The following is a 23869-nucleotide window of genomic DNA, read 5'->3' as shown; positions in this document are numbered from 1 at the left end:
CCTCACGCGTACAGACCGGCGCGCGGGAAAATCATCGGTGCTCGACCTGAGTTCACGTGTAGCCCTCGCGCTCGGCGGGCGCACGAGCCAAGGACACTGCCGTGCGGATCTGTGCTCCGTTGGCGGGCGGTGCCCTCGCGGACGGTGTGCTCCATCATTTCCTGCACCTTCTTGGCGGTGCGTCGGGAGAGAGCTTGGCCGTGCGCTTCGGGGGCGGTCTTCTCGATGACGGACAGGTCGGGTGCCTGGATCTCCTCGACCAGGTAGGGCTTCATCACGGTGCCGTTGTTGGCGATGCCGGCGGCGGGCATGACCATCTGCATGGGGGTGCTGGTCAGGCTTCCCTGGCCCATGCCGGTGAGTGCGGTCAGGGGCCCGTCGAGCTGGGCCGGGTAGGTTCCGGCGGAGGTGCGGACGGGCAGGAAGTGCTCCTGCTTGCAGTCGAACTTCTCGGCGGTCTCGCGCATCTTGTCGGCGCCGGCTTACAGCGCCGCGTCCCTCTACCACTGAGGCAACCGCACCACCACCGTCAGCCTCGCCGCGGAGATCCAGCACCAGCTCCTGCCCTCCGCCCCTGCTTGCGAGGCTCCCCAGCTTGCGGCCGCTCATCGAGCAATCCCCGACGTGGGCGCGTAGCGCCTTGGGTCCTGACCCGGTCCGGCTGGATCCGAGAAGCGGCGGGTCGCCGCCCGCAGTCGCACCGCTCTCGGGCTGACGGCCCGCCTGCCGGCCTACTTCGCGGCGCTCGACGTCCTGATGGCTGACAGCATCGAGCTGCTCACCCTGCCCTACACGCACCGCCGTCGGCGCCTTGAAGTGCTGTTCGCATCGCGAGGTCTTAGGGCCCGCCACTTCATCCCCCGTAGTGGTCGCTGCTGGCCACAGCATCACTGCCCGGCCGACCGTGGTCGCCACACCGGCCACAGGTACTGCGTCGCGTACAGCCGCCCGCGCAGGTACAGAGCGCGGCGGTGTCCGCGACGGCGCCCAGGTCGGCCCCGGCCTCGGTACTGGTGGACTCGCGTATTCAACTGTCGCGAGTACTGCTGCCCAAGCGTAGGTGTAGTCACTGTGTGTGCTGGGGGCACCGCAGGGGCATGGTCTGTGCCGTGCAGTGACTCGCGGTCTGGCTGTCGATGGCTAACCTGCTCTCATGCCGGAGAAGGTGCCCAAAGCGATCAAGCGTGTGAGCAAGCAGGACCTGGTAGGACTGAGTTCGAAGAGCGAGCGCCTTCGCCTCGGCAGGGGACGTGAGCCTGGGTGGCTTGATCAGCACCTGGCCGACGATGCGAGGGGGTCTCTGCGAGCGATCCTTCTTGAGCATCCTCCCAAGCCCTGTTATCGCTGCCTCGTCCTGATCAAGCGGGCCGATCGGGAAGTCGAGCACTTCCTGCTCGACGTGCTGCCGGAGGATTTCGACCGGCTTGAGGACATCGCTGGTGAGGCTCTGCTCACGTTCACCCGCTGGGCGTTGTCCCAGATCCCGTTGAGTCCTCTCCCTGTGGAGTAGCAGGTTCATTCGGCCGATCGCATGTTCAGGTAGTGCTCTGGGGGGTCCAGCCGGGTGGTGACCGCCAGTGGTCTCCGGCGGCGTAGCGGCTCCAGGTGCCTCCGGCCTCGGACGCGAGCTTGGCTGTGGTGACCCGGTGATAGCCGGGAGCCTCAGCGACGACCGGCGCTGGCATTTCCAGAACGTGTTGCCGGATCGCGGCTGTGCGGCCAGCGATGGTGGGGATGCCGATGTCGTTGATGAGCGCGGCGAGAGCGTCGGGGTGCATCGGTTGTCCGGCCCGGCGGCCGGGGAACAGCCACCGGGAGGCGTGGTTGGTCGCGGTGTTCATGTTGTCCCGGTTGCTGATCCAGCGATGTAGCAGTTCTGCGAGCGGTTCGGGCACTGGGGACGGCGGTTCGCCGAGGCGGAGAAGCGTCTGGTCGTTGCTGTGGCCGATGTCGTCCAGGGTTAGGCGCACGACTCGACTGAGTGGCTGGGCATAGAGCAGGACGATCACGCCCGCGACCCGAGTACGAAGCGGCAGGTCAGGGTCGGTGAGGAGGTGCCCGATCAGCTCCAGTCGTTCGGGCTGCGGCATCGGGGTGGCCCGGCGGATCTGGACCGGGGGCAACCGGAAGGGCCGGGTGAGCTTGCTGGCCGAGCACCAGAGCAGGAAGGCTCGCATGGTGTTGCGGGTGTACTCGTTCTGCTCGGTGTGCCAGGCGTCGATGCCGGTCTGGCCGCAGGTGCCGAGGGTGTGAGCACGGGCGGCGAGCCAGGTGAGGAAGGCTGTGGCCTGCTTGACCTGGTCAGCGGCATGTCGACGGGCTGCCGGTGTGATCGGCTTCTTAAAGTGTTCGGCCATGCGTTCATGGCGCCGGTGTAAGCGACGGCAGCCGGAGAGCCAGGACACCGTGCGCTCCACCACCCATCGGTGCGGCCGAGCCGGTTCGACGGCTCAACTCCCCTGCGGGCGATCCTTTCAGGGGTGCCGCTCGGGACCTGGTGGACGAGCTGATCAGCGGTCGCCGTCAGGGCCGCTTGCGCTTGTGCGGTGCGTGAACAGAATCAGGGCATGCAGATCCTGTCCTTCCCGGAAGAAGCCACTCCGTCCGAGCTGCGCGTCCAGGTGCTGGAGATCCAGCATCAGGCGTGGCCGTCCGATGGCGACGGCCCTTCACGGGGTGCGCTGACCCATGACCCGGAGCTGAGGCCGTTGTCGATGCTCCTCGTGGACGGTGGCCGTGTGCTCGCCGCGCTGGACATTCTGTCCAAGGAGATCGTCCATGCCGGTCAGCGTTATGCCGTCGGCGGGTTGAGCACGATGGTGACGCGTCGCGAGGCACGCGGTTTTGGGCATGGGCGACGCCTGGCGGCAGCAGCCCGGGAAACGATGATCGCCCGAAACCTGGACCTGGGACTGTTCACTTGCGACCGCCCGCTTCAGGCGTTCTATGAGAGCGCGGGCTGGCACCTTCTTCCGGGCACGGTGCTGGTCGGAGGAACGCCGCAGGCTCCCTTCCCCAGCGATCAGCCCGGTTTCGACAAGGTCACCGTGGCGGGCTTCTTCTCGGCCGTGAGCAGGCACGCGCAGGCGTCGTTCCAGCACACCCGCATCGAGCTGTATCCAGGGGAGAACGACAGGCTCTGGTGACTGCGGCACAGATCGTCTGCGGCCGGCGAGCCGGGGCCAGTGCAGGGCCTCGACTCGCCGGTGGACGGCAGTCAAGATTTGCGGTGCCTCTCCTGGGTCTGGGCGAGCCGGAACGAGTCGGTGCCGGACTGCGGATGATGTGCGCGTTGAAGGTCACCCGGTCTACGATCGCCGCGCAAAGCCGGGGGTTGGTCAAGGTCTGCTCCACTCGGAGAGACAGCGAGGGGTCAAGACGTGTGTCGCTGCGGATATTCGCAAATAGTTCGGCCCGCGGCGAACCCACCCCGGCCTCCCGGCATGACCGTGACCCGAACGACACGGCCCCGACATGACCGTGAACGACGGACCGCACCCTGTCGTCGCGAGGCGGACGGCCCACAGCATTCATTCCAACGTAGGCACGTCGTGCACTGGGAGCGGGTGGAGCCAAATCAACTTCTTACGTCCCGTGGAGGCACTTCACGTTCCCGCCCTGGAGCCCAAAGTTCGGCTGGACCTGCTGGCAACCCCTTGACCAGGTTCACCGCCTGGCACGTTTCCTCTTAAGTTCGCTTAGGCACTGAACCAGCTCAACGCCGTACTGCAAAATGGTTCAAATGAGCGAATCGACTGAGCAGGTGCAGGCCGCAGATCGTCTCTGGCAGGCACATCGCCAAGAGCCCTCTTGAGAACACCTTTCGCTTCGCGAAGCAGGCTCTCGGCTGGACCACTCCGAAACTCCGTACTCCCGAGGCGGCCGACCGCTCCGCTGGACCTGGATCCTGATCGTCGCCCGCATCCAGCTGTGGCTCGCCCGGCCGCTCGCCGCGGACCTCCGCCGACCCTGGGAGAAACCCACCACTGCCGACCGGCTCACCCCGGCCCGGGGCCGCCGGGGGTTCAGGAACATCCGCGCTCATCTCGCCTGCCCCGACCCGTGTTCCCAAACCACGAGGCGCCGTCCCCGGATGGCCAGCCGGTGCCAAGCGCCGAGACCCTCAAGGTTATCGGTAGACCTGGAGGTCCTGGTAGATAAAGAACAAGCTTTGGAGCTGTCTGCAAAACCAGGTGGCCTCGGTGGACCATCTGGGTAAGGTCGGGCAATGCCCAAGCTGATGCCGCTGCGTGTTGACCATGCCCCGGCGGTCCTGGCCTTCGAGCTGGCGAACCGCGCCTACTTCGCTGCGTTGGTCCCGGACCGCGGCGACGACTTCTTCGACCAGTTCGCCGACCGGTACAACGCCTTGTTGACTGAGCAGGAGGCCGGAATCTGCGCCTTCTACGTGCTCCTCGGCGAGGACGGCTCGGTACTCGGCAGGTTCAATCTGGTCGACATCGAGGAACACACTGCGGAACTCGGCTACCGGGTCGCGCAGCACATCACCGGCCGCGGCGTCGCGACCGCGACCGTCCGGGAGCTGTGCCAGCGAGCGGCGACCCAGCACGGGCTGCGCACGCTGCGGGCAGCTACGGCCCGCCAGAATGCCGCGTCTCAGAAGGTGCTGACCAAAGCAGGGTTCGTCCCTGTCGGCCCGGCGCACCTCGGCGGTGAGCCAGGCACCTGGTATCAGCGCGATCTGGTGACTTAGGCCGTTTCTCTCGGAGCACGGAGAATCGGCCTGCGTGTTGTGAGGCGCGCGGGGACGAAAGGGGCAGGCATGGCGCTCGTCACGGAACTTCGTGGTGGGGCCCTTGCGTCCAGGACAGGGCGAGGGCCTGGGCTCCCGCCACCAGCAGGGATGCTGGAGCGGTTGGTCGGCGACCATGATGCGTTCTCGATGGCGCCGGGGGTCGGCAGCCGGTAGGCGACGAAGCTGTGGTGGGTCAGCTCCAGGGCCTCCTCGATGCGCATGCCGGTGTGGCGCAGGACTTCGACGATCGCTTTGGCCCGGAAGGTGCGTTCCTCCTCGACGGTCAGGTCGCGGCGCCGGCCGGTGGCGGGGTCGTCGGCCAGGACGCGGGCCGAGGCGCCGCGGCAGTGGATCGGTGGCGGTGCGGACGTGGGCCAGCAGCTGGGAAGGCCATTGCCGCAGCGGCCAGCGGTAGGTCGGGCGGACCGCCGGGGAAAGCGAGCGAGGTACCAGGCAGGGGTAGCGTTTCCGTATGACGTCAGCGCCGCCACGGTTCCCGCCGCATCCGATCCGTGGCGTACGTGTACTGCATCAGAAGCAGAACTGCGCGCCGCATTTCGCCGAGATAGAGGTGGATTTCGAGCCCGCAGCTGAGGGCTTCGCCTTCGAGTTGGCTCAAGAGCTGACGGTGGACTACGAACCCGCCGAGGCTCTGTCACGCTTTTTCGCGGCTGCCGCTGTGGGGATCGAGGAGCAGCTGAGCTTGCCCGAGCACGGAGTCGTGATGGCCACTCGGGTGGTGCTGCGCCGCGCCCGCGCTGATACGTTCGGCTCTCACGAACTGGCGTTCAAGATCGCGGGTTACCTCGCCGCCCGAAAGGCGTTGGAACGTAGGGCGATCTGACCGAGCAGCTGGCTCGCGACTACAAGGCCATGGGTCCCGCAGACTCCCGCTCGGCGGGGCTGGCATACGCCATTCGGCTCCTTGCCCAGTCATACGCCGAGCACCCCTCCTACCGCCAGGAATGACGGGCAAGTACTGGACCCGCGGGGGTTGCATGGAGGCTGGACAGGAGGGTGTCGACGGTGGGAACTGGTCGCAGTTCCAGTACGCCAACGGCCCGGTCTTTTCGAACCCGCGCACCGACCACTGAGCCGCTGACCGGAGCAGCAGTGCGGGCCGCCACCCTCACCGGGGGGCGGCCCGCACTGCTGCACTCATGACTCGCCGGGGTCTCGGGATCCAGACGGCCGGCCCGCCCCCGCGCCACTCGATCAACAGGGGGTCTTCCAGGCGGGCGATGTCCGTGTCCAGGGCCGCCCGCCGCAGGAACTCCAACAGGTCGGCGGGGCCCAGGGCGCGGCCGAGGAGCTCGCCGTCGCAGCGAACCTGGCGCCCGCCCTGGTTGTCGGGTGGGTAGACGACCACGCCCAGGTCAGGGCTGATCCCTCCACCCAGCCGGTACCCGCTCACTCCAGCACGCCCGAGGCGGTGTCCGGCCGGCAGGGAAGCCTGGTCCAGACGGGTGGCCTCAGCGCCAGTCGTCGATCACATAGGCGTCGGGGTGGCTGTAACCGGGCTCGTTGGGCCGGTGCATCGCGACGCCCTGCAACCCCGTGCGGAAACCACGGTCGATCATGCGCCGATAGGCATCCGGGCGGCCCAGGTTCATCCCGGCGTCCAGCTGACCCAGCCCGCGCTCGGCCGCCAGTTGCTCACATGCGTCGAGCAGCCGCTCGAAGCGGTCGGCCGCCTCCGGGCCAGGGCGTACGGTGCCGAATTTGACGAGGCACACGTCCTCGCCGGCCTCCGATCCGGCTCCGCGGTGGCAGACGGCCAGGCCATCGAGCTCGGAGCCGCCGCCCTGGAGCAGGATGGTGTCACCGAGTCCCTGCGTGTGCACGGCGACGATCTCGCGTTCCAGGTCCAAGCCCTCGTACACGGCCCCGGTCAGTGCGCGACACGCACTGAGGCAGGCGGGCTGCTCGGCGGCAGGCAGCTCGCTGTACATCACCCGGCCGGGGACCGCGGAGCCGCCCGCGACTTGCTTCTTCATGATGGCCGTGAGGAAGCGGGGCCAGAAACCGTACTTGCGGTAGAGCTCAAGGTGCTTGGGACTGTGCGAGAAGGTGAACAGGCCAAGGTGGCGGTTCCCCCAGGCGTCGAAGCAATCCATGACCGGGTCCATGAGGCGCTTGCCGACACCTTGGTCCCACAGGTCGGGACGCACGGTCAACGGTCCGAAGTACCCGACGCTGCCCCAGTTGGCGGCGAAGTTCGACCCGGCCAGTTCACCATGGATCGTCGCTGCGAAGGCCGCTTGCGGATCGGCCGCCCAGCGTGTGCGGACGTAATCGGCGGTCTCGAAGAACGTCTTCGGCTGGGGAATCCCGAGGAACGTCCCGAAGGCGACCCTGAAGATCTCATCGGCCTGATCCAGGTCCACCTCGGCCAACGGCCGGACTGACACCAGGCCCGCGACGGTCTTCCGCTCCGCTGCCGGTGAGGTCATCGCTGTCTCCTTCTCGGAGCCCCCTTTCATCACACCACGAGCAGCAGCGCATGGCGATGTACAGCGTCCAGTCCTGGTCTCAGGCGGCCATCCAGCCCCGGCCTAGAACCTCCCGTTCTCTCGGAGCGGCGTTTCTCCGGTGAAACGTCAGGCCCGCCCGGGTGACGCGTCCGCCGGTTGCCTCCCCTGTGGGCCGTACCTCCAGGGCCTTCGGGGCGGCCTGCCCGATGGCCTTGGTGAATGCCATCAGGCGGTCTCGGCAGATGATCTCGGCGCCGTCATTTGAGCAGGTGTCTACTTCTGCTGCCATCGTTGTCAAAGCGTGACGAAGACGCGCGTCCTCGTCCTCGTCCTCGGCGTCCTCGAGCCGGCCGCACCGAGGCATGTCACGGCGGGCGGCCGCCGCGAGAGGACGCGGTCGTCCTGAGCGTCGGACTGGCACGCCTCCCACACCGGCATCCCCGCTACCTCCTGATCTCAGCTCCTGCGCGATACCCGGAGTCGGCCGCGGCCGCGATGGCGGCCGACACCGCCGCGCAGCCGTTCGTCACTGCGCTGACCGAACTCGTCCGGAGTGGGGCGGCATCACTGGGTTCGTCGCTTGCGCAGCTGGGTGGAGATCCTGGAGCGGTGCATCCCTAACGATCGCGGCTTGAGCCGGGGCGCGCCCGCCGATCGTCGGCGGGCTCGCGCGCACCGGTCAAACGCGTGTCGCGTACTCGTTTCCTCTGGTGACCCCGTTGCGGGCGTGAAGCGTCTGGGTCAGCTGTCGTGCTTCGGAAGTCCTTTGCCCACGCCTTCGGTGTGGGTGTTTTGCTGTGCCGTGCCGCAGGAACCAGGGCGATCAGCTCCGCCTTCCGCATGGAGCGGGAGGCGTCATCGAACGCCCAGCGCGCTCAGCCGTTCCTGTCCCGGATGAACGCCGCCAACGCGGCGAAGACGTGGAAGATCAACCTGCCACCGGGGTGAGGGTGTCGAGATTTTCGTGCAGGGAGGTGGAACCGATCTGTCGCTCGCGCAGTGGTAGCCGATGTGGATCTGTGTGGAGGGGGAAGGCGCCCAGGGGGCCGTCGTCCTCTGTGCTGAGGGCGCTGGTGAGGCTGTCCACGTGTCGATCGTGCCCTCTTGACGCTGCGGTGGCCGCGTTTGGCCTCGTGGCCACCGCAGCGGGTTATGCGGTGGCCGTGTCCGGGCTGGGGGTGTGTGCGACGAGGGCGTGGGCGGCGGTGGGGTGGGCGGGCAGCAGGGTGTCGAGGCCGGTGAGGTTCAGCAGCCGCGCAAGGCGGTCGGGGACGGCGGCGAGGACCAGGGTGCCGTCGGCGGACTTGGCGCAGCGCAGGATGCCAACGAGGGCGTTGAAGCCGGAGGAGTCGCAGAAGGTGACGGCTGCGAGGTCCAGGATCAGGTGGCGGTGGCCTTGTTCGATCAGGGCCAGTGCCTGGGTGCGCAGGTGGGGGGCGGTGTCGATGTCGAGTTCCCCGGCGACCTGGGCCAGGGCGAGGTCGCCGTCGGTGTGCTGTGCGGTGAGGCGGAAGTCGGTCACGGTCGTCTCTCCGGCGTCTCGCCGGCGGGGGCGATGGTGTGGGCGGTGGCGGTCGCGGTGAGGCTGGCTGCGGCGTCGGCGAGGGGGACGGACAGGGCCAGCAGGGCGACGTCGTCCCCGGCGCCGTGGGGCATGGCGTCGATGAGGTCGACGGTGTCGCCTATGACCGTCGCCGCGCTGACGGGCCCGGTGCGCGCGGCGAGGAAACGGGTCAGGCCCTCGTCTCCGATCATTTCTCCGCCCAGGGTGCGGGCCTCGGTCAGCCCGTCGGTGTAGAGGAGCAGTCCTTCGCCTGGGGCGAGGTGGATGCTGTGGGAGGCGAAGTGCGCGCCGGCGAGAGCGCCGATGAGCATGCCGCCCTTGGGCTGCACCGCTTCCACTGCCCCCTGGCCGCGCAGGTGATAGGCCGGGGGGTGCCCGCCAGTGGCCACCGTGATGGTGAACCCTTCGTCCTCGTGCGGTTCGAGAACGCCGAAGACGGCGGTGCAGAACCGGGTGCCGACAGCCGGGTCCAGGAGCAGCGCCGTGTTCAGGGAGGTGAGGACCACGTCGGGGTCGGGGTCGATCAGGGCTGCGGCGCGCAGGGTGTAGCGGGTCAGGGAGGTCAGGGCGGCGGCTTCGGGGCCCTTGCCGCACACATCCCCGAGGAAGAACGCCCACCTCTTGCCGCCGAGGGGGAAGACGTCGTAGAAGTCACCGCCCACGTTCTGCGGGGAGGCCGTGGCGTAGTGGCAGGCCAGCTCCAGCCCCGGTACCACCGGCAGCGCCGGCGGCAGCAGGGTCCGCTGGAGGGTGGAGGCGAACGCTTCGATGGCGCTCTTGTCCCGCTCCGCGCGCTGCCGGGCCTCCTCCTGCTCGATGCGCCGCTCCTGCTCGGTGCGCAGGGCGTTCAAGGCCGCCAGGCGCATCTCCAGCTCGTCGAGCACGATCGCGGCCAGGTCCGCGAGGGTGGCGGTGTCGTCCTCGGTGATCAGGCGGGGTTTGGTGTCGAGGATGTTGACGGTGCCCAGCCGGTGCCCGTCGCCGGTGATGATCGGCGCGGCGGCGTAGAAACGGACCGCCATCGGCCCGGTAACCAGGCCGTTGTTGAAGGCGACGGGGTCGGTGAACGTGTCCGGGATCACCAGTGTTTCGTCAGCGAGGATCGCCGAACCGCACAGGCCCGGCTCCCGGCCGATCTCGCTCACGCCTTCCAGACCGTGGGCGGCCTTGAACCAGATCCGGTCCTCGTCGACGATCGTCACGCTCGCCACCGGCACCTTGAACAGCCGGGCCGCCATCGCCGCGACGCGGTCGAACGCGCCGTCCGGCGGGGTGTCGAGGATGTCGTAGCGGCGCACCGCGTCTATTCGGGCCGCTTCTTCTGCCGCACTGAGCGTTCGCCGGCCTGGCGTGCCCGCCGGGCCGGTCGCGTGTCCCGCTTGCGGCATCGTTTGCCTTTCCTTGACGCGCCGGCCTCGGTGGCCAACGACTGTCGCAGCCTAGACCAGCCAAGTACCGGTATGGCGCGGGAGCGGATCCGGTGGCCGCCCGTCGTGGACCGGCCCGAGAGATCGTGGAGAGCTACGAGGGCGGCGTCACGCTGCGCCAGGTCATGGACCGGCTCGCCTCCGACGGCGTGCTGCCGCACCCCGTCGATGTACCGGCACCTGTCCTCCCCCCTCGCCCCGGCCCGCCGTGAAAACCGCTTCCCGACCTGATCGACACCCTGCGCGAGGTCCACGTGACCCTCACCTGACACGGGCATCACGCTGTGGTGGGGGGCGGGCCGGTCGCGGGGAGCCTGCCACTGGCTCCTTGGGGGCGGGGTCGGCTTACGTGGCGGCTGTCAGGCCTTGCTTGGCGGCGGAGGCGACGTGGTGGCGGGTTATCCGAGCGCACTCGTGCCAGAACGGCACGGCGGTCAGGTAGGCGCCCAGTACGGAGAGGATGCCGATGGAGACGTCCACGCTCAGGCGCCCTTGTCTGGTCCAGTAGACGTCTTGCAGATCGAGGAGCAGGGCGAATTCGTCGGCGATGAGTGCGGTTCCCGCGCCGTAGGCGGTGGCGACCGCGGGGTGGCCTACGGCACGTTCGTCGCCACGCACGGCGACAAGGCCGACGCCGGCGAGGGTAGCGATGCCGATGTTGTAGTGGTGGAGGTGCCTGCCTCCGGCGGAGATGTTCCCCCAGGGCAGCCAGCCGCCGCGAATGCCGTGGGTGATGATTCGCACGGTTCCCCATGTGACGCCGAAGGCGACCCACGTCACGATCAACGACCTTTTCGTGGGGGTGAGGTGCTGATCGGCCGATTGGCGCCAGCGTGCAATGAGGCGTGCCTGGGGCTGGTCCCCCTGGGGGAAGGTGTCAGTGATCACGAGTGTGGCTCCTCTCGGGCTGGAGTGAACGATCTCCCGCGTTCTGCCGAACGGCCCTACCCGTCGGAACACAAGACGGCGCTGCCGCGGCGACGGCGTCCGTGCAACCGCGGCGGTACTCCTCGCAGGTCCGCACTCCCCCCGGCAGCGGAGCAGCCTGCTTGGTCAGCATCCGACGGCACAGGGTGGTGCCGTTGCGGTCGACGGCGTGCCACAAGAGTCGGGTACCGGCTTGCACGTGTTCGGCGTACATCCTGTACATCGGTCCCTTCCCACCCGGGACGCACTCGGGACGCTGTACCGGTGCAGCTCAAGCGAAGTCGATGGCGGTCAAGGCAGCCACTTACTGAGGATTTCGGGTTGTCGTCGGGTAGTGACGGTTCATGATCCCTGCGGTATGCCGGTTGTATGCGTTATCCGGAGGGTGGGGGCCTGACCGCTGAGCGTCGGGCGTTTCGTGAGGGGATCCGGCTCCAGGCCGGCGAGCGGTTCGCGGCGGGTGAGAAGACCGCGGTGATCGCGAAGGACCTGCGGGTGAGTGTGAGGTCGGTGGAACGCTGGCGTCGTGCCTGGCGCGAGGGCGGCATGGAGGCCCTGCGCTCGACGGGCCCGGCCAACTCCCCGACTGTCACTGATGCCCAGTTCGCCGTACTCGAGGCGGAACTCGGCAAGGGCCCGTCAGCACACGGCTTCGAGGATGAGCGGTGGACTCTGGCCCGGGTCCAGACCGTGATCCGCCGCCGTCTGTGTCTGACGCTGTCGGTAGCGACGGTCTGGCGGCTGCTGAAACGGCAGGGCTGGTCCTGGCAGGCACCCGCCCGCAGAGCACTCGAGCGCGACGAGCACGCGGTGGAGCTGTGGAAGAAGGAGGTGTGGCCGAAGGTAAAAGCCTCGCGGCGGCGTGTGGGGGCTGGATCGTCTTCGAGGACGAGGCCGGATTCTCCATGACGCCGCCCCGTGCCCGGACCTGGGGCCGGCGCGGACACACCCCCGTCATCCGGGTGAGAGGCAGGTCTCGCCGCCGGACCTCGGTCGCGGCCCTGTGCTGCTACAAACCTGGCGAGCCAAGCCGTCTCATCCACCGGCCCCGCACCCACCTTTTACTCAAGGGCGCCCGCAAGAGCTTCTCCTGGAAGGACTACCGCGACCTGCTGGTGAGAGCCCATATCCAACTCGGCGGCCCGATCGTGGTGGTCTGGGACAACCTCAACACCCATCTGGCCGCCGGACTGAAGCGGTATGAGGCCGAGCACGACTGGCTTACCACTATCCGCCTGCCGCCCTATGCACCCGAGCTCAACCCCGTCGAGGCCGTCTGGTCACTCGTCCGCAGAGCGATGGCCAACACCGCCTTCGGCACACCCGACGACCTCGACCGCAAACTCCGCAGAGAGTTACGCAGAATCCAGCTCCGGCCCCACCTCATCGACGGTTGCCTCACCGCCACCGACCTGACCCTCGCACCACCGACCCCACCCTGAAAACCTCAGTAAACGCCCCAAACGGATGAACTATGCGGCCGGGGTTGTCCGCTCGGACACTCGGGACTCGCGGAGGCCGGGGAAGTGCGCGTTCGGCCCCCTGTGGTAGCACGTGGCAGGGCAGGTCGCCGTATGGCCGCCGAAGGGTGCTGCGCGGTCACAAGGGTGGTCGCCGCGACACAACCGGGTCGTTCGGCGCCGCGAGGTGAGCCCCGACCTCGATCCAGCGACCGAGTCCATCGGGGGGCGCCGCCCGGATGCGGTTTCGGACGAGTACACCCTGACCCGTGCTCCTGTTGTGCACGGCGAGCCACTGTGGCCACGGAGCCGCGTGGCGCCGCGACCGGAGCAGGCGTGGGCGGGCGGGACGCCCGTCTCTATCTCGGTCCTGGGTGAGGTGGCCGCCCCCCGGCCACGGGATTGGTCCAGTCCTAGACGGTGACCGTGCTCGTCCTTGTTTTGCTTCGGTGCGGGCGCCGGCCCACGCGCCCCACGAGGCCCGCAGCGGCCTACTGGGCGTTCGCGGCGGCCAGTGGACGGAGCGACGTTTGGCCGCATCGCGTCCCTGCGCAGGTCACCTTGTGACCGATTAGGCGCTGTCGAGCCCAGGGTTTGGATCAATAGATTCGCAATAGTCCACAGGACGTGGCCCCTGGCCGGCGGCCCGGTCAGTGATGCAGTCAGCGACATTGAAGGCAGGTCTCGCAATGAATCTGTTCCGATCCCGCACGGCTCCTGGCAGCTCCCTTTCCCGGATGGGACGTTCCTTCAGCCTCGCCACCGTCGCCGCCGGCGGCCTGGTGGTGACGAGCGCGAGCGCCTCCTACGCCGCCCCCGCCGAAGCAGACTGGATATGCGGAAGCATCACCGGCGCGACAGTCTGTTTCGAACCCGACGGCGACGACTTCCACGTCAAGGACACGGCCCACGACAGCGCTTCGGCCCGCGCGGACTGGACGGTCAACTACTCCCGTGAGACCCCGCACTGCGTCAACAACAACGGCTACGACACGTGGGCGGAGTGCAAGTTCGACATGAAGGAGGGGTACACCGTCTGCTTCCGTCCGCAGGTGTACGACTACAGCGCCAACAGGCTGATCCGTACCGCCACAGAGGCCATCTGCACCGTCATCTGACCCGGTCGGCGGGTGGTCTCGCAGGTTGACGCCGCTCGGTCGCCGCGGCCCTCACAGTGGACGCCGCCGCCGTGCTGGACTTCGATGGCTCGCAGGTTCTGCTGGACGTGGCTGAACCCGTTCCCGAATGTGTTGACGGCACGTGGGTCGAGTTCTTCATCGCACGCGAGAAGGCCGCTCTCCACCCGTACGAATACCGATCAACCTGGCGGCGAGCGCTGCTTCCCACGAGGTCGGCGGGCCGTGGGCGGCTCCTGGGGGAGAGGAGCCGCCTGCGGCCACCCAGCGGGGGCAGCGGCCCGTCTCCGTAGGCCGGCTCCCGCCCTCGCGCTCATGTCCCCGGCTGCCGAGGCCAAACTCCCATGCGGGTTTGTCCTGACCGTCATCCGGCGAGGCTGTAGCGCAACGCCTTCGCCCAGGCCGGCATCCGCATCATCGCCGAGACGACCAGCGACGCCCTGAACCAGCCGTACGCAAGGCGATGATCGCTCGCGCAGGCGCCGACGCATGGGTGTGCGCTTGGTTCCGTCGAGACGCGTCGGGGGCACCGCTTCCTGGCCGCGGGGATCGCTGAACGGTTGCAGCACCAACCCCCCCCTCGATTTGTCTCAGAGGTCCTTGCCGGCACTCCCCGCACCCGCCTTGTTCACTTCTGGTGAGCAAGGCAGGTGCGTCATTGACGTCAGCGGGTACACGGGCATCCAACGCAAGCGTGGGTCACGGTCACCGAGGGAGCTCTTCATGGACGTCCGCAGGAAACTCGCCGCTGTGCGCCCGGGCAAGTGGCCTGGGCGGGCGGGGGAGGCCGCCCCAGCGGTCCGGTCTCCCGGTCGGCCGGTGGTACGAGCCCTTGCGATGCTGGCCGCCTTCGTCGGGACGGTGCTGTTCAGCCTGATCCTGGCGCGCGTCACCCTGGAGCCCTCGGCGGCTTCGGCCGGTGTCGTGCACAGCAATACCGACCCGGGCGCCTCGATCCGCCTGTACCTCGAAGGGGGGTCCGTCCGGGAGGCGGCCAAACAGCTCGGCGGCAACATTTTGCTGGGCGTGCCGTTCGGGATGCTCCTCCCGGTGCTCCTCCCGCAGGCACGCGGGTTGGTGCGGGTGGCGGCGGTGACGGCCGTGGTGATGACCCTCGTGGAGCTCATCCAGGGATCCCTGGTCACCGGACGGGCCTTCGACGTGGACGATGTCATCCTGAACACTGCTGGTGCGCTGCTCGGCTACCTCGTCCTCGGTCGCCGGATGGGCCGTGCCGTCCACCCTCGTCGACGTCACTGGTGGCACCGCCTGACCCGCCGCGGTGACCGCGCTCCGGCGCACGGATCCGCGCTGCCACCGGCCCGGTAGCCTGCCTCGTCTTCAGGAAGCCAACGTCTGTAGTCCCCGCGCAGGGCGCTTGGCGGCTTGGCCTGTGGATGCCGCCCCACACCCTCAGCCGCGTGCTACCACGGGGGCCCCGTTGCGGAAGTATCGGGGTGCGACCCTGGCCACCGAGGCCGGGATGGGGGCCGCACTCCGACAGCACGAGAGCGTCCCGCCGGGCGATGCCCGCGGCTGGAGCCAGGGTCCACACCCTTGTGCGGGGCAGAGCGACGCGGGCGACACGTGGCTCGCCCTGGCGCGCCTCCACGCCGCCCACCCCGACCGGTCGGCCGCCGCGTCCCGTTCGAGCGACCGGAGGCGCTGCTGTCCCTCACCGAGCCGGACGACATCCTCTTCACCGCCAGGGTGGAACTGTCCGGGCAGAGACGATGGCCACCTGCACGCTCACCCGCACGTTCACCGACGGCGGCACCACGGAATTGGGCTGCGCAGGGCCCGGGGTCGCACTGGAGGTCCTGGTCGGCAAGCGGCATGAACTCGCCTTGCACCCGGCCCACGTCGACGGCCTCACCAGGCTCCTGCGCCACGCCGTCGCACCATCGCGGCGCGCGGCACGCCCGGGGGCGGCCGGTGCTTCCACTGCGACGGCACCGGGCTTGCCAGCCCGCTGTGGGAGCCGGCAGCCGGGCAGCCTGAACGAGCGGGCAAAACCAAGGCGACCCTGGGCAAGCCACCCGCGAGGGCGGCTTGCCCAGGGTCGTGAGCGCTTTAGTCGGCCCGGGTGAGCGTTGTGGTTGGCTCGCAATCAATGACTCTGTGCGGAGTGCGGTTGTTCGGCGAACGAGGTGCGGTAGGCGCGTGGGCTGGTCGCGAGACGGGATGTGAAGTGCTGGCGCATGGTGACTTCGCTGCCGAAACCGGATCGGCGGGCGACCTCGGGCATGGGCAGATCGGTGCGCTCCAGGAGTTTTTGGGCCGTTGCGATGCGGTGGTCGACGAGCCAGCGCAGCGGGGTGGTTCCGGTGGCTGCCGCGAAGTGTCGGGCGAAGGAGCGGGGCGACATCCTGGCGCGGGCGGCAAGCGCGGCCACGGTGAGTGGCTCGTCGAGGTGGGCCAGGGCGAAGGCGCGTACTTCGGCCAGTGCGTCTACAGCGCGGTCGGCGTGCGGTGTCGGGTGTTCGATGAATTGGGCCTGGGTGCCGGTCCGGAAGGGTGCGGTGACCATGGAGCGGGCCACTGTCGCAGCTGCCTCTGCGCCGTGCGTGGCGCGTACCAGATGCAGGCACAGGTCGATGCCGGCGGCGGTGCCGGCGGCCGTCCATAGATTGCCGTCCTCGACGAACAGGGCGTCCCTCTCGACCCGCACCTGTGGGTGTCGGGCCTTCAGTAGGTCGGTCAGTGCCCAGTGGGTCAGCGCCCGGCGGCCGTCCAGCAGTCCCGCCTGGGCGAGTGTGAACGCGCCGCCGCACAGAGCGGCGATGGTGGTGCCTCGGGCGTGGGCGCTGCGCAGCGCTGCGAGGACGGGCTCGGGTGCCGGGGTGATGTGGTCGTCCAAGCCTGGTACAAGGATCAGCTCGGCAAGGGGTAGCCAGGCGAGGGTGCGGTCCGGCGTGAGGGCGAGCCCGCCGCGCATCGGTACCGGTTCGGGGCCTACGGCGACCCGGCGCAGCTCGAACGAGGGGCACCCGCGGTCGGTGCGGTCCGTACCCCACACCTCGGTGATCACCGCTACGTCGAAGGCCCGGATGCCGGGGAAGGCGATCAGGGCGATGCGGTGTGCCGGTGCGGGTCTGGTCATTCTGGCAGTAAAACATCGATCGCTGTCGTTTCTCCTCCTGGGGCAGGGCCCCCCCGGGCGGCAGGATCGTGGACATGGAGATCACGCAGAACGCGGCGCTGGTAGTGGTGGACGTGCAGAAGGGCTTCGACGAGTCGGAGTTCTGGGGCCGACGCAACAATCAGGCCGCCGACCAGAACATCGCCTCGTTGATCGCGGCCTGGCAGGACACGGACCGGCCGGTCGTCTTCGTACGGCACGACTCGAACAATCCCGGCTCGCCGCTGCGGACCCGGTACCAGGGAAACGATTTCAAGGACTACGTCGAGGAGCGGCGCGGCAAGGGCCGCGGGCGAGAGCTACTCGTCACCAAGTCCGTGAACTCGGCGTTCTACGGCACCCCCGACCTTGACGACTGGTTCAAGGAGGCGGGCATTAACCAGGTCGTACTGGTTGGTATCCAGACCAACATGTGCGTGGAGACCACCGCCCGCATGGGCGGCAATCTCGGCTATGACGTGCTGGTCGCCCTCGACGCCACCCACACCTTCGACCTGACCGGCCCGAACAGCTGGCATTTGACGGCCGACGAACTGGCCCGAGCGAGTGCCGTCTCGCTGCACGGCGGGGGCTTCGCCCGGGTGGTGACGACCGGCGAGCTGGTGGCCGCCGTCCGCCCCTGACACCCCAAACCAGGGGCGCGGGCCGCCTCCGACGCTCACCCGGGCCACCTTGACCGCTCACAGGCCAGGTCAAAGAGTCGGTCACAGTAGGTCTGGTGGCAGAGCGTGGCCACGGTAGGACTGGTGGCGCCGTGCGCGGCGCGGCACAGCTCGGTCATGTCCGTGGTCCCCGCCCCTGGGGCGCGTACCGGACGGCGCGGTGCGGGCGTACGGTTCGGCCCCTTCACCTTCCTGGGCTTGGGTTTGGCGGCGGGGCGTACGGGAGGCCGGGGCGGGGTCGTCCGGCGCAGCCGTACCGGGCCTTCGGCCCTGCGGTCGGGAGCTCGCCGGGCGGGCGCCCTGCGGTCGGGAGCTCGCCGGGCGGCCTGAGTCTCGCCGGACGCCTCGCGGGCCGCGGGTGCGGGACGGGCCGGCGCGGGAACACGGCCGACCTCGGCAACGGAGCCGGCCGCAGGCGCGGCCGCAGACTCGGGCATGGGGGAGAGGGGCAGCGCCGCCCCCGTGTCCGGTCGTGCGGGCTGGGGGTCGGCGGGGTGCTTGCGGTCTACCGAGACCGTGACCGGGCGAGGCCCCGGCGGGCCGGGTAGGTGCGGGGTGGACGGTGCGCATCCCGAGGCAGCGAGCAGCGCGGCAAGGAGCAGGGGCAGGGAGCAGCGACGCACGCCGCCACCGTGCCGCAGAGGTCCACAGGGGACGGGCCCGCTGCGCCCCTCGGATGGATGACGCGACGGCCGTCCTGCAGAGCCGCCTCCGGCAGGTCTGGCGGACCCTGGAAGAGGGGAAGCCGCGAAGCCCCGTGACGTCAGACCGCCGGTTGAGCAGATGCCGGCGCAGGCCGCTGAGTCCGTGCCGGGCCCGGCGGGGCAGGCGCCACCAGCGGATGCCGATGACAGCTGCCGACGCAGCTGGCCGAGTCGGCTGCGGATCAACCTCCGATACGACGGAGTGCGCGTGGTCAGGCGCCCGCGTGGACGTGTGCGGCCCACACCGACGGCAGGTTCGGATACTTCGTCCTGAGCTGCCTGACCGTGCGATGGACCGCCGCCGACGCGCACAACGCACCGGATCGATCCGCGATCAATTCGCCGTAGATCTGCTGACTGAAGGCTGGTGCCACGACGTCGTCTACGCGCCAGAGCGTGCCGACCACCTGGGAGAACCCGGCTATCTGAAAAGCCGCCAGCGGGTGGATCGCCTCGTCGGACAGGCGCGCGGTGGTGCGGGCCGTGTCGCAGGCCGACAGGAACGCGAACTCCGCGTTCCGCAGGCGCAGCCGGGAAAGGTCCAGCACGCGAAACGGGGCGCGGTCGTGGTCGTGCAGCGCGAGGTGGCTGTCCGAAGGGTTGTCCGGGTCGCTGTACCCGTGGCAGGCGAAGTGCGCCCAGCCACTGGCCGGCAAGGCGTCGAGAACGGCGTCACGAGTCGCGTCCGCGCCGACCAGGACCGTGGCGCCCGGTATGAGAGCGGCCAGGTGGTCGGCTTCGGCCTGTGCGCCAGGCAGGTCCGGGGCGTCCGGAGTGTGCGGCATCGCGACCACCAGCAGCCGCGGCTCGTTCCGGTCGTCGCGGCGGCCCGCGCGGGCGTGGCCCAGAGCGCGGATCGTCGGCGTCGTCGAGGAGACGACGCGGTCGAGGAGAACAGGTCCGCCGTCGCGGTGGTGGCCCGCCGCGTGCAGGGGGAGCAGGCTGAGCGACCCCACCGGGGCCCACCAGATCCTTGGCCAGGGACCATCCGCCGCCGGTTCCGCCGTCAGCCCCAGTTCGCCGAGCACAGGGCCCACGACGGTGTCCCACAGCCACTCGAGCGTGTCATGGATCGTCTGCTCGGCGGCCAGCCGCCCCTGCGTGAACGAGGTGTGCAGAGCGCGTACGCGGTGACTCACGGCTTCTTCACTCAGCCGGTCGAGCGTGCGTGACCGGACCCCGTCCGGAGTGATGATCAGTGCGTCACACCGGTGCCGGCTGACGTTGACGTACACGATCGGGCCCTCGTGCGCCTGCGCGGTGAGGTCGGCGAGCAGCGGGGGCTGTAGGAACCGCTCCATCCCGGGCAGCGCGCGGATCCGGTCGGTCACCGCGTCGAGCTCGTCGGCGAGGGCCACGCGGTCGCTCGTGGTGTCGGTTTCGAACTCCGCGGTGAGCGTCCGGAAGCGTTCGGCCAGCTCGGGCGCCCGCTCGCGCAGGTCGGAAAGATCGCCGCGGCTGTCGAGTGCCTGGGCGGCGAGCACGCAGCGTCCGGATTCGAGGAGGGTCACCGCGCTCACCTCGTCGCCGGCGGCCAGCGCGCATGCGGCGGCGTCGGCGGCGACCCCGGCGAACCGGCCGAGCCAGTACTGGGCGTCCTCGCGGCCCAGGCGGCGCCCGGCGAGCCGGGGCAGCAGCCGGACCGCGGCGGCGTACCCCTCGGCGGCCACGTCGAACTGCCCGGCTTCGGCGGCCAGATAGCCCCACCGGTCCGCCGCTTCCGCCCGGCTCTCCGTCGGCGATCCGGCAGACGCTGCGGCTTCTCTGTAGCAGTCGAGTGCCTCGGTCAGCGCGTCGCCGTCGCCGAGGTGCATGAAGCCGAGCGCCAGGACGCTGCCGACGATGGTCAGCAATTCCGCCCGGGAGTAGGCGTCCTGCTCGGGCTTGCGCGCCGCACTCCGGGCCAGGCCGACCGCCTCGCCGAGGACCTGCGGATCCGGCGGCTCCCGTCCCTCGACGGCGGGGTTCGTGTACCAGTCGCTGAGCGCGGAGGCCAGGCTCGCGGCGTACCCGGGCCAGTGCGGGCTGTCCTGCGGAGTCGCGGCCACGGACGCGCGGCGCGCGGCGATCGCGTCCCGCAACGCGTTCCGGTCGCCGAACCTCTCGTACGCCATCCCCAGCACACCGCCGAGATTGGCGAGCCGCCCGGCCCGGCCCGGGTCGTCGTCCGCCGTCACATCCGCGGCCGCGCGGTGCGCGGCGATCGCCTCGTCGAGCACGCGCGCCTCGCCCGTCCTGGTGAACCAGTCGCACAGCATGGTGCCAAGGTTGGAGAGCCGCTGGGCCTGCCCGGCGACCAGGCTCGCGCCGAGGCGGACGGACTCCCGCGCGCGGTCGACCGCCTCCGACAACACCTGCAGCTCGCCGGTCACCCGGAACCGGGTGTGCAGCACGACGGCGAGGATCCCGAGCGAACGGGGGTGGTCGCCCTGCCCGGCCGTGGCCTCGGCGGCACGGCGAGCGACGTCGATCGCGTCCATGACGTGGGCCAGGTCTCCGGTCGCGTGGAACAACGCGTTCAGGTTGACGGCGAGGTTGCCCATGAACTGGACCCGCAGCGGATCGCCCGCCGACGTGCAGGCGACCGCCTCCCGCTCGATGCTGACGGACTCAGCGAGCGCGGCGTGGTCCCCGAACTCTTCACCACGGGTGGCCAGCGCCGTGGCGAAGTGGTCCAGCCGTACGCCCCGGCGGGGGTGCCCGGCGGGGGTCGCCGCCGACGCCGAACGTCCGAGCTCGATCGCCCGGTCGAGCAGGGCCGAGTCCCGGGTCTGCTTGAACTTGGCGGCGTACCTGCCGCACGCTTCGGCTTCGGTGTCGGCGCGTTCCCAGCCGTCGGCCGACTGAGGGCCCTCGCCGGTGAGGGCGGCCCAGGCCCGTTCCGTGGCCGTCAGCTCGAGGAGGTTCTGCGAGTGCCGCGGATCGATGACCGGGGTGTGGGCCACCAGCGTCTGCCGGACCCGCAGCAGTTCGGCCAGATCATCCCGTGCTCCGCGCGCCCGGTAGTGGTCGTCGAGAAGGTACGCGAGGTTCTTCAACCGGTCGAGCACGTCGGACGACCCGGCCGGCGTGAGCTCCACCGCTCGCCGCGCGGCGTCGACGGCCTCCTCCAACACACCGGTCTCCCCAGTGTCACGGAACCAGTCGCGCAGGACGACGGCGAGGCAGTGCAGGCTCCCGGCGGTGAGCACGTCATCGGGAGAGCATTCGACGGCGGCCCGCGCGTGCTCGACGGCTTCCGCCAGGGGGGCGAGGTCCTGCGTCACGGTGAACGCCGTTCGGAGCGCGACGACGAGGTTACCCAGGTAGAACGCCTTCTCCGTGGACGGTTCCTCCTCGACGGCCGTCCGACTCCAGTCCAGCGCGTCGGCCAGGGTCTCGCGGTCCTGGTTCCGCAGGAACGCGGTGTGCAGCAGCATGCCGAGGTTGTTGGCGTAGCCGGCAGAATCCTCCGGGCTTTCGTACGCCAGGAGGTAGGCCTCCGTGACTTTCCGGACGGCTTCCTGCAGGAACGCGAAGTCGCCGGTCTGGTGGTAGCGGGTCTGCAGGAGGCCTCCGAGATCCGACAGGACCGAGTGGCGCTCGGCCACGTCCTCGGCGGCCAGCAGGGCACGGCCGAGGTCGATCGCCTTCTCGACCGACGCGGGGTCCGCGCTGTGCCGGGCCACGTGGAAAGCCTTCCAGAACCGCTCGGCCAGGCCGTTCGCGGGCCCGCCACCCACGCGTCAGTCCTCGTTGCCGTTCGAGGTGCCGGCTGGGCCACCGGGCGCCTCGTCCGGCTCGACGACCGTACGTTTCGGGGTGTAGCCGCGTTCCGTGGCCTCCTCCAGCAGCGCCGCCTCTTCGGGCGACAGCTCGGGTTCGTGCGCCATCAATGCTCCTCCCGCGGCACGGCCGCCGGTTCTCCGGCTTCGACGAACTCCAGCACGTCGAAGTCTTCCGCCCGCAGCCGCAGGCCCGCCGTCCCGCGCACGCGCGCGCCGAACGACCCGTCGGCACCCATCACGCGCGCCGATTCGAGGTACAGCTCGGCCGGGTGGGGGTACGAGGAGGCGTACGACCGGTCGCCGTACCAGCCGCCCGCCCAGTTGCCGTCTTTGAGCCGCACGCGCACGAAGCACGGTTCGCGGTCGCGGAACGCGTGGTCCCAGGCACTGGGCGTGCGCAGGAACCGAGCCTTGCGCCGCTGCCGATCCACCAGGGAAACGGTGACCGCCGCCACGGCCGGCACGACGAGGAACAGCACTACGGCGACGAAGCCGACCACTCGCGGCCGCTCCACGAAGCCGTCCCAGCCGCCCCCGGTGCCTCGAGCCAGGCGAACCAGCGCCGGCCCCGCCACCACGGCGTACAGGGCGTCCAGCGCGATCGACGCGACGATCGCCCGCAGCACCCGCTCACCCAGATCACGCTCACCGGGCACCGGCCCGCGGCGGCGTTCGCGGACGAACTGATAGGTGACCCCGGGCAGCACCAGAAGGACGAGCAGAGCGAGCTGCACGACGGTCGCAGGCGCCTGCACTCACCACCCCCACGTCTCACGGACTCTGTTCAATCAGGCTACTGGCTTGCGTCTCGGAGCGCGAACAACGGTAGGAGTACCCGGGAGTTGGGGCCATCACTCGGTGAGTGGTGATCACCTCTCCTCCGCACCGCGCTGAAGATCGCCGAGCGTCGGCGCCGCCGGCTACGTCGCCGGCTACACCGACGGCGAGGTCTCCATCACCCAGTACAGGGACAGCCCCGCCGCCCCCGCCGCCCATGAAGGGGTCGGCTTCCGCGAAGCCGCCCACGCCTCTGCCGTCGGCAAGGCCCTCCTCGTCCAGCTCGATTCCGAAGAACGCCGCGACCACCCCGGTCGACACCGGATGGAGGCCTTCACCCCGCACACCATCACCAGCCCCGAAGCCCTGTTCACCGAACCCGACACCCGCCATCCGGGCGAACCCCTCCTGGACCTGCAGGAGTACGCCCCAGGGACGGTGTGCGCCACTGTCCCCATCCGTACCGGTACCGACCCCGAATGCGCGGCTCTCTCCCTACCCTCGCCGGACCCGCACAAGCTGCAGCAGGCCGCCCGCGTCCTGCGCAACGAAGCAGTCGCCGTCCTCCTCGCACTCCTCGTCGGCGGCGCCCACCAGGTCCCACCCAGTCAAGCCCGGGTTCCCCGCGTGGTGATCCATGGGTAGCCGGCAGCGGCGGCCGAAGCCATATCTGGACTGGATCCATGAGAGCTGCCGTCGGACAGGTCTGTCCGCGCCAGCCGATGCAGTGAACAGCGCGCAGAGGTGTTCCCCGGTGATCTGGTAGTCGGGCCGCAGAATTCGGTTACCGGCCGTGGCCGTGCTTGCACGTCGGCGATCCTGCCGCTCGGAGGGGGCTGCCCATGCCCGGCGAGTTCGAGGGCGGACGCGAGCAGGACCACGGCCAGTACGGGAATGAGCACCGTGTCCGGGAACCCCTCGAGCTGCAGCCCGGCCAGCACGGCGCCGGTGACCGGGCCGCCGATCGTGACCAGAGCGAAGCAACGACCACGTCGAGGCCCGGTGCACCGTCGATGCCGCATGCGTGAGACGGGGATCGCCAGCGCGGTCAGCGGCACGGGGCCGCCTCATGT

At 69.7% G+C, this 23869-nt stretch carries 21 protein-coding genes and 2 pseudogenes; 12 read left to right on the top strand and 11 right to left on the bottom strand.

The genetic code is table 11. The features are described 5' to 3' along the window. Positions 1-2 precede the first annotated feature (2 nt). Entirely contained in the window at positions 3-467 is a 465-nt protein-coding gene (locus BGK67_RS02280; protein ID WP_069918312.1) for a penicillin-binding transpeptidase domain-containing protein, read from the bottom strand. Between the two features lie 686 nt (positions 468-1153). Here BGK67_RS02280 and BGK67_RS35835 point away from each other — a divergent pair. Continuing rightward, positions 1154-1510, top strand: a complete 357-nt coding sequence (locus BGK67_RS35835; protein ID WP_079153950.1) for a hypothetical protein — start codon at positions 1154-1156, stop codon at positions 1508-1510. 832 nt (positions 1511-2342) lie between these two features. Here the strand turns inward: BGK67_RS35835 and BGK67_RS39380 are convergent. Further along, positions 2343-2485: pseudogene (locus BGK67_RS39380) on the bottom strand (IS5/IS1182 family transposase); the annotation flags it as partial. An 82-nt stretch (positions 2486-2567) separates the two neighbouring features. On the opposite strand from BGK67_RS39380, the gene BGK67_RS02265 reads away from it, so the two are divergent. From BGK67_RS02265 to BGK67_RS02255, 4 genes and pseudogenes are all read left to right on the top strand, one after another. Next, complete coding sequence (locus tag BGK67_RS02265; RefSeq protein ID WP_069918308.1) at positions 2568-3146, top strand: GNAT family N-acetyltransferase; 579 nt, start codon at positions 2568-2570, stop codon at positions 3144-3146. A gap of 663 nt (positions 3147-3809) precedes the next feature. Further along, positions 3810-4124: pseudogene (locus BGK67_RS39745) on the top strand (NF041680 family putative transposase); the annotation flags it as partial. Between the two features lie 104 nt (positions 4125-4228). Further along, a complete protein-coding gene (locus tag BGK67_RS02260; protein ID WP_069918306.1) occupies positions 4229-4714 on the top strand; it encodes a GNAT family N-acetyltransferase in 486 nt (161 codons plus the stop codon). Positions 4715-5228: 514 nt separating this feature from the next. Continuing rightward, positions 5229-5600 carry a hypothetical protein gene (locus tag BGK67_RS02255; RefSeq protein ID WP_069918302.1) on the top strand — a complete coding sequence of 124 codons (372 nt, stop codon included), beginning with the start codon at positions 5229-5231 and terminating at the stop codon, positions 5598-5600. Between the two features lie 285 nt (positions 5601-5885). On the opposite strand, the gene BGK67_RS02250 is transcribed toward BGK67_RS02255, so the two are convergent. Both BGK67_RS02250 and BGK67_RS02245 read right to left on the bottom strand, forming a co-directional pair. Further along, positions 5886-6170, bottom strand: coding sequence for a hypothetical protein (locus BGK67_RS02250; protein ID WP_347878391.1), 285 nt, complete (start codon positions 6168-6170; stop codon positions 5886-5888). A 58-nt stretch (positions 6171-6228) separates the two neighbouring features. Further along, positions 6229-7209, bottom strand: a complete 981-nt coding sequence (locus BGK67_RS02245; protein ID WP_069918300.1) for a GNAT family N-acetyltransferase — start codon at positions 7207-7209, stop codon at positions 6229-6231. Positions 7210-8013: 804 nt separating this feature from the next. On the opposite strand from BGK67_RS02245, the gene BGK67_RS38630 reads away from it, so the two are divergent. Further along, positions 8014-8178, top strand: coding sequence for a hypothetical protein (locus BGK67_RS38630; RefSeq protein ID WP_167739531.1), 165 nt, complete (start codon positions 8014-8016; stop codon positions 8176-8178). Positions 8179-8380: 202 nt separating this feature from the next. On the opposite strand, the gene BGK67_RS02240 is transcribed toward BGK67_RS38630, so the two are convergent. Continuing rightward, positions 8381-8752, bottom strand: coding sequence for an STAS domain-containing protein (locus BGK67_RS02240; protein WP_069918297.1), 372 nt, complete (start codon positions 8750-8752; stop codon positions 8381-8383). Beyond that, positions 8749-10182 carry a PP2C family protein-serine/threonine phosphatase gene (locus tag BGK67_RS02235; protein WP_079153948.1) on the bottom strand — a complete coding sequence of 478 codons (1434 nt, stop codon included), beginning with the start codon at positions 10180-10182 and terminating at the stop codon, positions 8749-8751. Before BGK67_RS02235 ends, BGK67_RS02240 begins: the two co-directional genes overlap by 4 nt. A gap of 92 nt (positions 10183-10274) precedes the next feature. Here BGK67_RS02235 and BGK67_RS38625 point away from each other — a divergent pair, with 92 nt between their 5' ends. Further along, a complete protein-coding gene (locus BGK67_RS38625; protein WP_208948640.1) occupies positions 10275-10433 on the top strand; it encodes a hypothetical protein in 159 nt (52 codons plus the stop codon). A gap of 133 nt (positions 10434-10566) precedes the next feature. On the opposite strand, the gene BGK67_RS02230 is transcribed toward BGK67_RS38625, so the two are convergent. After that, positions 10567-11109 (bottom strand): hypothetical protein, encoded by a 543-nt coding sequence (locus BGK67_RS02230; protein WP_069918295.1) that lies wholly within the window; start codon positions 11107-11109, stop codon positions 10567-10569. Between the two features lie 408 nt (positions 11110-11517). Here BGK67_RS02230 and BGK67_RS41130 point away from each other — a divergent pair. The 3 genes from BGK67_RS41130 (at position 11518) to BGK67_RS02210 (ending at position 15073) form a co-directional block, all read left to right on the top strand. Continuing rightward, positions 11518-12590, top strand: a protein-coding gene (locus tag BGK67_RS41130; protein WP_432215416.1) for an IS630 family transposase whose coding sequence is annotated in 2 segments (ribosomal slippage) — positions 11518-12028 and positions 12028-12590 — 1074 coding nt in all. Because the reading frame shifts where the segments join, the coding sequence is not laid out codon by codon here. A 755-nt stretch (positions 12591-13345) separates the two neighbouring features. Then, complete coding sequence (locus tag BGK67_RS02215) at positions 13346-13726, top strand: hypothetical protein (RefSeq protein WP_069918292.1); 381 nt, start codon at positions 13346-13348, stop codon at positions 13724-13726. Between the two features lie 741 nt (positions 13727-14467). Next, positions 14468-15073 carry a VanZ family protein gene (locus BGK67_RS02210; protein WP_208948639.1) on the top strand — a complete coding sequence of 202 codons (606 nt, stop codon included), beginning with the start codon at positions 14468-14470 and terminating at the stop codon, positions 15071-15073. A gap of 781 nt (positions 15074-15854) precedes the next feature. On the opposite strand, the gene BGK67_RS02205 is transcribed toward BGK67_RS02210, so the two are convergent. After that, the gene (locus BGK67_RS02205; RefSeq protein WP_069918288.1) at positions 15855-16847 is read right to left on the bottom strand and encodes a GlxA family transcriptional regulator; all 993 of its coding nucleotides are present in this window, start codon (positions 16845-16847) and stop codon (positions 15855-15857) included. A gap of 74 nt (positions 16848-16921) precedes the next feature. On the opposite strand from BGK67_RS02205, the gene BGK67_RS02200 reads away from it, so the two are divergent. Next, a complete protein-coding gene (locus tag BGK67_RS02200) occupies positions 16922-17509 on the top strand; it encodes a cysteine hydrolase family protein (RefSeq protein ID WP_069918286.1) in 588 nt (195 codons plus the stop codon). Between the two features lie 955 nt (positions 17510-18464). On the opposite strand, the gene BGK67_RS02195 is transcribed toward BGK67_RS02200, so the two are convergent. From BGK67_RS02195 to BGK67_RS02190, 3 genes are read right to left on the bottom strand one after another with little or no spacing between them, the layout of a single operon-like run. Then, entirely contained in the window at positions 18465-21974 is a 3510-nt protein-coding gene (locus BGK67_RS02195; protein ID WP_069918284.1) for a CHAT domain-containing protein, read from the bottom strand. A 3-nt stretch (positions 21975-21977) separates the two neighbouring features. Further along, positions 21978-22124, bottom strand: coding sequence for a hypothetical protein (locus BGK67_RS38620; protein WP_167739530.1), 147 nt, complete (start codon positions 22122-22124; stop codon positions 21978-21980). Further along, positions 22124-22753, bottom strand: coding sequence for a DUF6338 family protein (locus BGK67_RS02190; RefSeq protein WP_244291110.1), 630 nt, complete (start codon positions 22751-22753; stop codon positions 22124-22126). The genes BGK67_RS38620 and BGK67_RS02190 overlap by 1 nt, the downstream gene beginning before the upstream one ends. A gap of 220 nt (positions 22754-22973) precedes the next feature. Between BGK67_RS02190 and BGK67_RS02185 the strand changes: the two genes are divergently transcribed. Next, the gene (locus tag BGK67_RS02185; protein WP_079153946.1) at positions 22974-23441 is read left to right on the top strand and encodes an IclR family transcriptional regulator domain-containing protein; all 468 of its coding nucleotides are present in this window, start codon (positions 22974-22976) and stop codon (positions 23439-23441) included. The last annotated feature ends 428 nt before the right edge of the window (positions 23442-23869 follow it).

The organism is Streptomyces subrutilus (assembly GCF_001746425.1).
Classification (GTDB): domain Bacteria; phylum Actinomycetota; class Actinomycetes; order Streptomycetales; family Streptomycetaceae; genus Streptomyces; species Streptomyces subrutilus_A.
Note: the sequence above shows the minus strand (reverse complement) of the source record. Positions and strands in the feature narration are given on the sequence as shown.